The sequence below is a fragment of the Pseudomonas sp. PK-RTE-24 genome, from assembly GCF_054052265.1.
Genome location: NZ_CM133224.1, coordinates 1,567,846 through 1,580,132 on the forward strand (window position 1 = coordinate 1,567,846; position 12,287 = coordinate 1,580,132).

The 12,287-nt window shown below is 60.2% G+C and carries 12 protein-coding genes; 5 read left to right on the plus strand and 7 right to left on the minus strand.

The window, feature by feature from the left end:
* Positions 1-28 precede the first annotated feature (28 nt).
* Positions 29-232, plus strand: coding sequence for a PA3496 family putative envelope integrity protein (locus ACV8MC_RS06860; RefSeq protein ID WP_080902479.1), 204 nt, complete (start codon positions 29-31; stop codon positions 230-232).
* Here the strand turns inward: ACV8MC_RS06860 and ACV8MC_RS06865 are convergent.
* Positions 174-1,136, minus strand: a complete 963-nt coding sequence (locus ACV8MC_RS06865) for a LysR family transcriptional regulator (protein WP_457264874.1) — start codon at positions 1,134-1,136, stop codon at positions 174-176. The genes ACV8MC_RS06860 and ACV8MC_RS06865 overlap by 59 nt on opposite strands.
* Before the next feature lie 190 nt (positions 1,137-1,326).
* Between ACV8MC_RS06865 and ACV8MC_RS06870 the strand changes: the two genes are divergently transcribed.
* Positions 1,327-2,742 (plus strand): acetyl-CoA carboxylase biotin carboxylase subunit, encoded by a 1,416-nt coding sequence (locus ACV8MC_RS06870; protein ID WP_024014853.1) that lies wholly within the window; start codon positions 1,327-1,329, stop codon positions 2,740-2,742.
* An 11-nt stretch (positions 2,743-2,753) separates the two neighbouring features.
* The gene (gene oadA, locus ACV8MC_RS06875; RefSeq protein WP_236167803.1) at positions 2,754-4,562 is read left to right on the plus strand and encodes a sodium-extruding oxaloacetate decarboxylase subunit alpha; all 1,809 of its coding nucleotides are present in this window, start codon (positions 2,754-2,756) and stop codon (positions 4,560-4,562) included.
* Between the two features lie 209 nt (positions 4,563-4,771).
* Here the strand turns inward: oadA and ACV8MC_RS06880 are convergent, their stop codons facing one another.
* Positions 4,772-7,009, minus strand: coding sequence for an autotransporter outer membrane beta-barrel domain-containing protein (locus tag ACV8MC_RS06880; RefSeq protein WP_236167802.1), 2,238 nt, complete (start codon positions 7,007-7,009; stop codon positions 4,772-4,774).
* Positions 7,010-7,339: 330 nt separating this feature from the next.
* On the opposite strand from ACV8MC_RS06880, the gene ACV8MC_RS06885 reads away from it, so the two are divergent.
* A complete protein-coding gene (locus tag ACV8MC_RS06885) occupies positions 7,340-7,639 on the plus strand; it encodes a helix-turn-helix domain-containing protein (RefSeq protein WP_236167801.1) in 300 nt (99 codons plus the stop codon).
* A 7-nt stretch (positions 7,640-7,646) separates the two neighbouring features.
* On the opposite strand, the gene ACV8MC_RS06890 is transcribed toward ACV8MC_RS06885, so the two are convergent.
* On the minus strand, positions 7,647-8,483 hold the full coding sequence (locus ACV8MC_RS06890) for an amino acid ABC transporter permease (protein WP_122698746.1): 837 nt from the start codon (positions 8,481-8,483) through the stop codon (positions 7,647-7,649).
* On the minus strand, positions 8,480-9,298 hold the full coding sequence (locus tag ACV8MC_RS06895) for an ABC transporter substrate-binding protein (RefSeq protein ID WP_236167800.1): 819 nt from the start codon (positions 9,296-9,298) through the stop codon (positions 8,480-8,482). The genes ACV8MC_RS06890 and ACV8MC_RS06895 overlap by 4 nt, the downstream gene beginning before the upstream one ends.
* A gap of 113 nt (positions 9,299-9,411) precedes the next feature.
* Here ACV8MC_RS06895 and ACV8MC_RS06900 point away from each other — a divergent pair, with 113 nt between their 5' ends.
* A complete protein-coding gene (locus ACV8MC_RS06900) occupies positions 9,412-10,314 on the plus strand; it encodes a homocysteine S-methyltransferase family protein (RefSeq protein ID WP_236167799.1) in 903 nt (300 codons plus the stop codon).
* A gap of 122 nt (positions 10,315-10,436) precedes the next feature.
* On the opposite strand, the gene ACV8MC_RS06905 is transcribed toward ACV8MC_RS06900, so the two are convergent.
* The 3 genes from ACV8MC_RS06905 to ACV8MC_RS06915 are packed head-to-tail and all read right to left on the minus strand — an operon-like array spanning position 10,437 to position 12,201.
* Positions 10,437-11,108, minus strand: a complete 672-nt coding sequence (locus tag ACV8MC_RS06905) for a GNAT family N-acetyltransferase (protein ID WP_236167798.1) — start codon at positions 11,106-11,108, stop codon at positions 10,437-10,439.
* Between the two features lie 12 nt (positions 11,109-11,120).
* A complete protein-coding gene (locus tag ACV8MC_RS06910; protein ID WP_236167797.1) occupies positions 11,121-11,567 on the minus strand; it encodes a GNAT family N-acetyltransferase in 447 nt (148 codons plus the stop codon).
* A 10-nt stretch (positions 11,568-11,577) separates the two neighbouring features.
* Positions 11,578-12,201, minus strand: a complete 624-nt coding sequence (locus ACV8MC_RS06915; RefSeq protein ID WP_236167796.1) for an FMN-binding negative transcriptional regulator — start codon at positions 12,199-12,201, stop codon at positions 11,578-11,580.
* Between the last annotated feature and the right edge of the window lie 86 nt (positions 12,202-12,287).

Sequence of the window (12,287 nt, forward strand, 5' to 3'; positions counted from 1 at the left end):
CTCCCGTACTCGCCCTGGGAGACTCGAAATGGCTCAGCCCTACGAAGAACGCAACAGCGCCGCGAAAACCCGTCGTCAGCAGGAAGATCAGCGCCGCATGGAATTTCGCCGCGCAATCGAGGATCGCTTCGAACTTCGCCAGCTTCAGGCCGAGATCGGCGATTTTCCCGAGATCACGCACTGGCAGGCAGCGCCCGCCGCTTCCCGTCGAAACGCTCAACCAGCGCAATAATCTGCGCCCGCTCGCTGCGGATGAACGCCAGGAAGGCGTGCGCCACCGGTGACAGCCGTTTGGCTTTGGCTTGCACCAGACACCAGCTGCGCATCAACGGCAACTCCTCGACCGGCAGCTCGACCAGGCCGCCGGTCGCCAGCTCCAGGTTCAGGGCGTGGCGCGTCAGCAGCGCCAGGCCCAGACCCGCGACCACGCATTCGCGCTGGGCTTCGGCCGAGGCTACCTCCTGGGTCTGGGTGAAGTGCACGCGCTTTTCCTTGAAATATTCTTCGCAGGCCAGGCGCGTGCCCGAGCCCGGCTCGCGGATCAGCAGCGTATACGGCTCCAGATCCTGCAAGCGCAACGGGCCCAGGTGCGCCAGCGGGTGATCCGGACGCGCCACGGCGACAATCGGATTGTTGAGGAACGGCAGAAATTCCAGGCCCATGTCCTGCGGCACCATCGACATGATCACCAGATCATCGCGGTTGTCCGAGAGGCGGCGGATGACCTGGCCACGGTTGACCACGGTCAGCTGCAAATTGACTTCCGGATGCTGGCGCTTGAACGCGGCGAACAGATGCGGCACGAAATATTTGGCGCTCGATTCCACCGCCAGTTTCAGCTGACCCTGCAGTGAACCCTGCATGTCCGACAGTTGCATGTCGAGGTTTTCCAGTCGTCCGAAAATGTCGCGGCTGGCGCGCTGAAGCGCTTCCGCCGCCTCGGTCATGTAGAGTTTTTTGCCGACATAGTCGAACAGCGGCTGGCCAATCAGCTCTTCCAGCTGACGAATCTGTAGGCTCACGGCCGGTTGTGTGAGGGACATTTCCTCGGCGGCGCGACTGTACGAGCGTAAATCACAGACCTCATTGAAGATCTGAAATTGACGCAATGTCATACGCATCAATGACTTACGCATACTTTTCAGGCTCGGTCAGCGGTCAGTTGCTTCAACTATAAGTGTTTGCTTATGCCTGACCCAATTTTTATTCATTTTTGTTAATCCCTCAGCAGCGCTAGTGTGGACCTGCGACTGAATTGAAACATTTGGTCACGCGTCGACCTGGGTCTAGCAGGTCGTGGTGCCACCGGCTCAAGGGAACCTCCAAGTGATAAAAAAGATCCTGATCGCCAACCGTGGTGAGATTGCCGTACGCATCGTACGAGCCTGCGCCGAAATGGGCATTCGCTCGGTTGCGATTTTCTCCGACGCCGATCGCCATGCCTTGCATGTGAAGCGTGCGGACGAGGCCCACAGCGTGGGTGCCGAGCCACTGGCCGGCTATCTGAACCCGCGCAAGCTGGTGAACCTGGCGGTGGAAACCGGCTGCGATGCGCTGCACCCCGGCTACGGCTTCCTTTCGGAAAACGCCGAGCTGGCGGAAATCTGCGCCGAGCGCGGCATCAAATTCATCGGCCCGTCGGCGGAGGTCATCCGGCGCATGGGCGACAAGACCGAAGCGCGCCGCAGCATGATCAAGGCCGGCGTACCGGTAACGCCCGGTACCGAAGGCAACGTCTCCGGCATCGAAGAAGCCTTGGTCGAAGGCGACCGTATCGGTTATCCGGTAATGCTCAAGGCCACCTCCGGTGGTGGCGGGCGCGGTATCCGTCGCTGCAACAGCCGCGAAGAACTCGAACAGAACTTCCCCCGGGTCATCTCCGAAGCCACCAAGGCGTTCGGTTCGGCGGAAGTGTTCCTGGAAAAATGCATCGTCAATCCCAAGCACATTGAAGCGCAGATCCTTGGCGACAGCTTCGGCAATGTCGTGCACCTGTTCGAGCGTGACTGCTCGATCCAGCGCCGCAACCAGAAGCTGATCGAGATCGCGCCGAGCCCGCAGCTGACCCCGGAACAGCGCGCCTACATCGGCGACCTGTCGGTACGTGCAGCCAAGGCTGTGGGCTACGAGAACGCCGGCACCGTGGAGTTCCTGCTCGCCGAGGGCGAGGTGTACTTCATGGAAATGAACACGCGGGTGCAGGTGGAACACACCATCACCGAAGAAATCACCGGCATCGACATCGTCCGCGAACAGATTCGCATCGCTTCCGGCCTGCCGCTATCGGTGAAGCAGGAAGACATTCAGCACCGTGGCTTTGCGTTGCAGTTCCGTATCAACGCCGAAGACCCGAAGAACAACTTCCTGCCGAGTTTCGGCAAGATCACCCGTTACTACGCCCCCGGCGGCCCGGGCGTGCGCACCGACACGGCGATCTATACCGGCTACACCATTCCACCGTTCTACGACTCGATGTGCCTGAAACTGGTGGTCTGGGCACTGACCTGGGAAGAGGCGATGGACCGTGGTCTGCGGGCGCTGGACGACATGCGTCTGCAGGGCGTGAAGACCACCGCCGCCTACTACCAGGAAATCCTGCGCAACCCGGAATTCCGTAGCGGCCAGTTCAACACCAGCTTCGTTGAAAGCCACCCGGAACTGACCAACTACTCGATCAAGCGCAAACCCGAAGAGCTGGCCCTGGCCATCGCCGCCGCCATCGCCGCCCACGCAGGCCTGTGAGGAATACAAGAATGAGCAAGAAAATCTTCGTAACAGACACCATCCTGCGCGACGCTCACCAATCGCTGCTCGCCACCCGCATGCGCACCGAAGACATGCTGCCGATCTGCGACAAGCTCGACAAGGTCGGCTACTGGTCGCTGGAATGCTGGGGCGGCGCGACGTTCGACGCCTGCGTGCGCTTTCTCAAGGAAGACCCGTGGGAGCGCCTGCGCCAACTGCGTGCGGCGCTGCCCAATACCCGCCTGCAAATGCTCCTGCGCGGGCAGAATCTGCTCGGCTATCGCCACTACAGCGATGACGTGGTCAAAGCTTTCGTCGCCAAAGCAGCGGTGAACGGCATCGACGTGTTCCGCATCTTCGATGCGATGAACGATGTGCGTAACCTGCGCGTTGCCATTGAAGCAGTGAAAGCTGCAGGCAAACATGCGCAAGGCACCATCGCCTACACCACCAGCCCGGTGCACACCATCGACGCTTTCGTCACCCAGGCCAAGCAAATGGAATCCATGGGCTGTGACTCGGTAGCGATCAAGGACATGGCCGGTCTGCTGACCCCGTATGCCACTGGTGAACTGGTGCGTGCTCTGAAAGCCGAGCAGTCGTTGCCGGTGTTCATCCACTCCCACGACACCGCCGGCCTGGCCGCCATGTGCCAGCTCAAGGCGATCGAAAACGGCGCCGATCACATTGATACCGCAATCTCCAGCTTCGCCTCGGGCACCAGCCACCCGGGCACCGAATCAATGGTCGCCGCGCTCAAGGGCACCGAGTACGACACCGGCCTGAATCTGGAGCTGCTCCAGGAAATCGGCCTGTACTTCTATGCCGTACGCAAGAAGTACCACCAGTTCGAAAGCGAATTCACCGCCGTCGATACCCGTGTGCAGGTCAACCAAGTGCCGGGCGGGATGATCTCCAACCTCGCCAACCAGTTGAAAGAGCAGGGCGCTCTGAATCGCATGGGCGAAGTGCTCGCAGAAATCCCGCGCGTACGTGAAGACCTCGGCTTCCCGCCGCTGGTGACCCCAACCTCGCAAATCGTCGGCACCCAGGCGTTTTTCAACGTACTGGCCGGCGAGCGCTACAAGACCATCACCAACGAAGTGAAGCTGTATCTGCAGGGCGGCTACGGCAAGGCACCGGGCGTGGTCAATGAAAAGCTGCGGCGCCAGGCGATCGGCAGCGAAGACGTCATCGACGTGCGCCCGGCCGATCTGCTCAAACCGGAAATGACCAAGCTGCGTGCCGATATCGGCGCACTGGCCAAATCCGAAGAAGACGTACTGACCTTCGCCATGTTCCCGGACATCGGCCGCAAGTTCCTTGAAGAACGCGCCGCCGGCACTCTTACGCCGGAAGTGCTTTTGCCGATCCCGGAAGCGGGCGCCGTTACCTCGGCGAGCGGCGAAGGTGTGCCGACCGAGTTTGTCATCGATGTGCACGGCGAAACCTACCGCGTCGACATCACTGGTGTCGGCGTCAAGGCCGAGGGCAAGCGCCACTTCTATCTGTCCATCGACGGCATGCCGGAAGAAGTGGTGTTCGAACCGCTCAACGAATTTGTCGGTGGTGGCAGCAGCAAACGCAAACAGGCCTCGGCACCAGGCCACGTGAGCACCACCATGCCCGGCAACATCGTCGATGTGCTGGTCAAGGAGGGCGATACCGTCAAGGCAGGCCAGGCGGTACTGATCACCGAAGCGATGAAGATGGAGACCGAAGTCCAGGCTGCCATCGGCGGCAAGGTCACGGCGATTCATGTGGCCAAGGGCGACCGGGTCAACCCGGGCGAAATCCTCATCGAGATCGAAGGCTGAGATAACAGTCGCGATCCAACGCTTTAAACCTCGGGGGGGCATGTGCTCCCCTTTTTTTTGCCTGTGATTTCCGCCGTTACCCAGCTCCCTTGAAGAGCCAATGTGGGAGCGAGCCTGCTCGCGAATGCGCCAGGTCAGCCAATAGCATCTTTGTATGATTCACCGCTTTCGCGAGCAGGCTCGCTCCCACACGAGGCGTGCTTAATCCATCAGAACGCCATGCGCCATTGACCCGCCACGCCATACGTTCGGCTGTCGCTGCCCAGCTCACCCGTCAAGCCCACGCCCAGTGTGTGCGCCGCCGAAAGACCAAGATCGAGCCCCGCATCCAGCGACAGACTGTTCCGATCCAGTGCCGCGCCGGTCACTTCGAAGCGCTTGCCGCCCTTGCGCAGTTGCTGGCGGGTGTCACTGTCGATGTCACCGTAGGTATGTTTCCAGCCTGCGCTCAATCGCGGGGTCAAATGCATGCCGTTATCCAGCGTACTGACCTGCGCAACACGCAGACCGAGGGTGCTGCTGAAGTTGTCGCGGGTCTGGCCGTAGACTCTCAACGCCGCGTCGCCGCCCTTTTCGTTGTAGCTGTCGCGCTGATAGCGCTGATAGCCGAGGCTGGCGTAGGGCTCGAGGGTTAAGCGATCCCGGCCCAGATTGAACCCGGCCTCGGCAAATGCTTGCTGAGTATTGGCGTTGTAATTGCCCTTGAGACGATCGCTGAAACCCTTGAACGCTACCCGCCGTGTGCTGCTGCCGTCATGGCTGGCGTAGGTCGCGCCGAGACGCAGCGACAGCGGGCCGTCCTGACGCACGGCATAGGCACCGAGGTGCCAGCTGTCGAGGTCGCCGTCGTACTGGCGGGCATCGAGTTTCGTCTGCGATTTGCCGCCAAGCAGGCCGACATGCCAGTGCTCATCGAGTCGCCAGTCAGCGCCCACGACCAGTCCTTGCGTGGCATGTTGGAGGATGCCGTCAGCGTCGCGGTCAACCTTGCCGCCGTGGCCCAGCGCCTGAACCCACACCCGTCCGGAGTCTTCGTTGCCTGCGGCCTGACGCGATGAACTGCGCGAGCCGTCAGTAGAGCCGGAACGGTTGTCCAGTTGGCGCATCGCCGAGAGCATGCTCGTACTGACCGGCGTGATACTGCTCAGCGTGGCTTTGGCGAGGTTGGCATTGCTGCCTGCGGCGAGTTGATCGAGGGCGATGGGCGCGGTGGTTTTATCGCTGGTCAGCAGTGCGGCGACGGCCCTGTTGGCGCCGATTTCGAAAGCTCGAGTGGAAGCCTCTCGATTATCCATGCTCCGCGCAATCGAACGAGCACTGCGCGTTTGGGCCAGTTCTTCGAACCCTACATCGTTGCGCACGTAGTGCAGTTTCACGGCGTTTGGCTCATAGGAGAGCGTTGGTGTCATGTAGGCCAGATTCGTGGTGACCTCACCGAACTCGCCATCAATGACGTTTGCAGACAACAGCCGATACTCATTGGTACGAGCGTAGTCGCCCGGTACGCCATAAATCTCGACACGCGCACCTCCCAGGCTTGCGGTGCCCTTAACATGCACGGGATCTGAGCCGCGGTCGGCAGATACGGCGTAAGAAAACACAGCGTCCTTTTGGAGCGTCAGATTGCCTTTGATATTGGGAGAGCCGTGTTGCTGGCTGGCAAGCAGTGTTCCTGCGACATACAGCCCCGTCACATGTCCATAACCGCCAAAAACCGCTCCCGGGTCGACATCGACACCATTGATCGATGCGTAGTTGATCAGCACGGCGTCGGCTTTGACGTCAGCATCACCCTCGAAAGCGTGACGCAGGGTCCACTGTCCACGTGCGATACGCATGGCTGAGAAATTGCGCGTTTCACCGATCTCGCCGCCTTCTCTGGCATTGAACAGCAGCCCGTTCGCACCTTCGCCACCGTCCAGGCGACCGTCCCAACGGGCGCCCTTATTGATCACCAGCAAGTCATCTCCATCGCCTAGTTGCAGGGATACGCCGCCGACATTCTCGAGTGGGCTCGAGACAAAAGAGCGCTGCGTCGTGACCGCAAACATGTCGCGTTCAAACGGGTCGACAAGATCGAATTCCTCATCGTCGGTTTCCTCCACCACGAACTCTGGAAACTCCAGCCCTTCATAAAAGGCCGGACTGAAATCCTCGATCGCAACCGTCGCGCGTACGGCATCGACCGAAGGCGCGTCAGAGGCCTGTCCGGGCGACGGAGAAGTGTGCTCCAGCGGGCCGATGAATTCCTTGATCGCAAACAAGTCATCAGGATCCGCTTTCGGCGTGGGCGTTTTCTTCTTTCGAGGCTTGGCGGTTTTGTCTTCGCTGATCTCTGCAGAAACCTGGACGTCAGGTTGCTGTTCGATGGACGCCTCGGCAGATCCAATGGTCAGCGCGATCGCCAAAGCGAGGTGATGGGGACGGTATTTGTGTAGGGCAGGCATCGAGTTCAACCTCCTTGTATGAAAGGCTCAACTCTATTGCTGCCTTGAAAAACACGATGTCGGTCGGTTCCTGATGCTGTGCAGGCGACGTCGGATCGTTCTGTCGAAAATCCTCACGGGATTTCGCAAACAAGACTTTTGCGCGGTGGCGGCGGTTCGTTTTCCTACAGCCGATATGGGTCACAGCGACATACGTCGGGGTACATCTGCATTGTTTTGCGTCGATTGAAGCCCCAGCGGCTCCCGTCTGCATTTTGTTGCAGTTTAATTACCAAAACTGTCATCACGCTGCATTAAATTGCGTCTTTCACAAAACGAATTAGCCGCGTCATGAGTAAACTCAAATCTGCACGGGACCTTACTGTCCTTGATCGAATGGCGCTCATCGAAAGCATTCAGCAAGCGCTGGCCGAAGGCACTCTGGAAATCGGTGACGCCGTGCGCCGTTTACGGGTCGAAGTCACCGGTCTGCATCAGTCCCAGTTCGCGAAGATGTGCAAGATTTCAGTGCGCACGCTGGTGCATATCGAACATGGCGAAGGCAATCAGACCCTGAAGTCGCTGAACGCGGTGTTCCGCCCCTTCGGCATGAAAATGGGCGTAGTGCGGATTCGCCGGGACACCATTTGAATGCACCTCAACTACGGCGCACATAAGCCTTGCCGTAATGCCGCTCCATCCGTGCCTGAATCAGCTCCAGCCCGATCGACATCAGCCAGTAGATGATCGCCGCCGTGGTGAGCATTTCGATGTAGCGATAGCTTGAGCGCCCGTAGGACTGAGCGAGAAACATCACTTCCCAGACACCCATCACCGAGATCAGCGACGAGTCCTTGAGCATCGAGATGAACTGGTTGGTGGTCGGCGGGATAATCGTGCGCATGGCCTGGGGCAGGGTGATGCGCCAGAAGATCACGCTTTCGCGCAGGCCCAGCGCCAGGGATGCTTCGCGTTGGCCGTGATCGACGCCGAGGATGCCGGCGCGGAAGATTTCGCTCAGGTAGGCGCCGTAGTTCAGCGACAGGGCAATGATGCCGGCGACGATGGCGCCGGGGACGATGCCCAGTTGCGGCAGGCCGAGGTAGATCAGCAGGATCTGGATCAGCAATGGCGTGCCGCGAAAGAACGAGGTGTAGAAACTGGCGATGCCAAACGCCACGGCGCTGCTCGACAGGCGCGCCAGCGCGGTGATGAAACCGAGCAGCGACGAGGCGATGATCGAGCAGGCGCAGAGGAACAGGGTCAGCGCTGCGCCTTGCAGGAAGCCGTTCGGCGCCAGCTTCAGGCCAACGAGGTTGGGCAGTTTGTCGAGGATGATCGCGAACTTCAGGTCGAAGCTGAGGAAGAATCCGGCGAACAGGCAGAACAGCGCCGCCCACGTCAGGTACAGGCGCGTGCGGAAACCAAAGAGCTTTTGCAGGCGTGTTTCAGCCACCGGTTGCGGTGGCTGTGGCGGGGTCGGAAAAGAAGTCATTGGCTGATATCGGCGCCGATCCATTTCTGCGACAGCTTGCTCAGGGTGCCGTCCTGTTTCAGCTGGGCAAACACCTCGCGCACCTTGGCGTCCCACTGCGGGTCACCCTTTTCGATGGCCACCGAGTTCGGTTCCGAGTACAGCGGTTCGCCGGCCAATTTGAAGCGCTGGTCCTGATTCAGACGCGGCTGTGCGGTGACCAGATTGGTAAGGATTGCATCCAGGCGCACGCCGGCGCCCAGGCCCAGATCCTGGAAGGCGACGTTGTCGGTGTCATAAGGAGCGATCTGCACATCCTCGAACGGATACTGCAACTGCGTAGCCTCGGCGCCTTCGATCACCAGATTTTTGTTCAGATAACTTTCGTAGCTGGAGGCGCTGGTCAGGCCGACTTTTTTGCCGCTCAGATCCTTGGCGCTGTGGATGCGATCGTCCTTGGCATTGACCACGATTACCGCTGGCGAGGCGTAGTACTCGACCGGGAAGTCGAACACTTCTGCGCGGGCCTTGCTCGGGGTCATCGAGCAGATGCAGATGTCGTAGCGCCCGCTCCAGCGGCCGGCGGCGATCACGTCCCAGGACGGCGTTTCGAGACGCAGTTTTACGCCAAGCTTGTCCGCCACCGCTTTGGCAACGTCGACATCGAAACCGTCGAGTTGATTCTGCTCATTGAGAAACGAGAAGGGCGGATAGCTTTCCATGAGCACGCCGACCAGCTCTTTTTTCTGTTCGACGCGGTCCAGCGTCGCGCCGCCGAAGGCTTGGGTGGAGGCCAGAATGGTCAGGCCCAGGGCCAATAGCGGTTGGAATTTCACAGTCGCTTCCTGTTGAAAAAAGAGGTTGTTATTAACCGAGTAGTGCGTATTAAATAGTTATAAGAACGACTCTGATAGTGAGTTATTTTCATAAGCATATGAGTGAAAAGCATATGGGCGCAGCAAGTACGGTCATTCTCGATGGCGGCATGGGCCGTGAACTGCAACGCGCCGGGGCGCCATTTCGCCAGCCCGAGTGGTCGGCACTGGCGCTGAGCGAAGCGCCGCAGGCGGTCGAGGCGGTGCATGCCGCTTACATCAACAGCGGCGCCGACGTGATCACCAGCAACAGTTACGCGGTGGTGCCGTTTCACATTGGCGAGGCGCGCTTTGCGGCTGAAGGCCAGGCGCTTGCGGCACTGGCGGGGGAGTTGGCGCGGCGGGCGGTGCAGACATCCGGCAAGCCAGTGCGTGTTGCCGGTTCGTTGCCGCCGCTGTTTGGTTCGTACCGTCCGGATCTGTTCGAGGCTGGTCGCGTGACCGAACTGTTGACGCCTTTGGTTAACGGTCTGGCGCCACATGTGGACCTGTGGCTGGCAGAAACGCAAAGCTCGATCGTCGAGGCGCGGGCCATTCACGCCGGGCTGCCGAAGGATGGCAAACCGTTCTGGCTGTCATTCACGCTCAAGGATGAAGACACCGATGAAGTGCCGCGCCTGCGCTCTGGCGAGCCAGTGGCCGAAGCGGCTGCGGTGGCGGCTGAACTCTGCGTCGAAACCCTGCTGTTCAACTGCAGTCAGCCTGAAGTGATTGGCGCAGCAATCGACGCGGCGCGCGCAACCTTTGAGCGTCTCGGTGTGGATATCCACATCGGCGCGTATGCCAACGCGTTTCCTCCGCAACCGAAAGAAGCCACGGCCAACGACGGCCTCGACCCGTTGCGTGACGATCTCGATCCGCCGGGGTATCTGCACTGGGCGCTGGACTGGCAACAGCGCGGCGCCAGTCATCTGGGTGGCTGCTGCGGGATCGGGCCAGAGCACATTGCGGTGCTGGCGCAAGAACTGCGTCGTTAAGAAAGACCCCGCCAATTGTGGGAGCGAGCCTGCTCGCGAAAGCGGTCAGTCAGGCCACATTTGCAGTGACTGACACAGCGCCTTCGCGAGCAGGCTCGCTCCCACAGGGGTATCCGTGAAGTTCAGCTACGGCATTCGGCCAGACCTTTGAGTTGGCCAGCAGGCGTCTGGTTTTCATCGCTCAGCCAGCGCTCGAACCCAGCACCAATCGCTGGCCATTCCGCATCCAGAATCGAATACCACGCGGTATCGCGGTTCTGCCCCTTGACCACCATGTGCTGGCGAAACACGCCTTCGAAGCTGAAGCCCAGACGCTCGGCCGCGTATTTGGAGCGGGCGTTGCCGTTGTTGCACTTCCATTCCAGGCGCCGGTAACCCAGCTCGAACGAATATTTGGCCAGCAGGTACACCGCCTCGGTGCTTTTCGGCGAGCGCTGCATTGGCGCACCGAAAGTGACGTGGCCGATTTCGATGCGGCCCTGCGCCGGGACGATCGACATCAGGCTGAGGATGCCTTGGACCTGACCAGTCGCACGGTCGATGATGCTGAAGAAATACGGGTCGCTGTTGGCTGCATGATTGTTCAGCCAGTCGTTGAACGCGCTGCGCTCGCGAAACGGACCGTAAGGCAAGTAATCCCAAAGCTTCGGATCGGCACCCGGCCCTTCGAGGGCGGCGTAAAGCTCATCGCCATGACGCGCCGGGTCGAGTTTTTCCAGACGAATGAAACGGCCTTCGAGCAGCGCGGCGGAGGGGGCGGGGACGCCTTTCCAGTCAGCGAGTGAAGCAGTCATGTGCGCGTCTCCTTAAAGGGCTTTACGAAACTGGATGAATCCCGGACGTTCGGCAATGCGCTCGTAGAGCTGGATCGCCGTGGCGTTGGTTTCATGGGTCAGCCAGTGGACTTTGCAGCAACCATCGGCCTTGGCGGTAGCGTAGACATGCTCGATCAACAGCCGACCGACACCGGTGCCACGGGCTTCCGGCACCACCAGCAGATCCTGCAAATAGCAGGAATTTTCGATGCTCCAGTTCGAGCGATGATAGATGTAATGCACCATGCCCAATGCTTTGCCATCGGCCCACGCGAGGGCGGCGTGGGTCGGTTCATTCGGGTCGAGAAAGCGCTGCCAGGTGCTCTGGGTGACGGCGTCCGGCAGTTCGGTGTTGTAGAAGCGCAAATAGGCTTGCCACAACGGCAGCCAGGCATCGTGGTCGTCGGCGCTGACCTGGCGAATGTCGATCTCAGTCATGGTGATTTCCTTAGCGCATCAGGCGGGCGAGGGTTTGATCGTTGGCGTCGGGGCTGGCGGCAAGGCCTTCGCGCACCCCGGCAATATCTTCGGCGCTGCGGTTCTGGCTGAGCTTGCGTTTGCCTTCGAGGCGGTCGATGGGAATGGCAAACCCGACGATGGCCTTGAGCATGCCGTCGATGTATTCGGCTGGCGCATCGTCGACCGACCATGGCTGGGCACGGCCTGCCTCGTGACGGTCGGTGAGGGTGCTGACAATGTCGAGCAAGCGGCCGCCATCACTGAAGGTCTCAGCCTGGCCGTAGGCGTGCACGGCGATGTAGTTCCAGGTCGGCACGACCTTGCCGTGCTCGGCCTTGCTCGGATAGAAGCCCGGGCTGACGTAGGCGTCCGGGCCGGCGAAGATCAACATCGCCTCGGCGCCGTCACGCAGGTCTTTCCACTGCGGATTGGCCTTGGCCAGATGGCCGTAGAGCGTGCCGTATTCACCTTGTTCGCGATGCAGCAGCACCGGCACGTGGCTGGCTTGCAATCCGCTGTCACCGTGGCTGACCAGAATGGCCAGGCGCGTGGCGAGGATCAGTTCGTGCAGTTGGGACAAGTCTTCGATGGCAAAGGCGCGTGGCGTGTACATGGACAGATTTTCCTTGGCGAATGCCTGCATCCTAGGCAGGCTATTGGTCCGTTGTAAGAGCCATTGATGAGCCATTTCATAGGTCC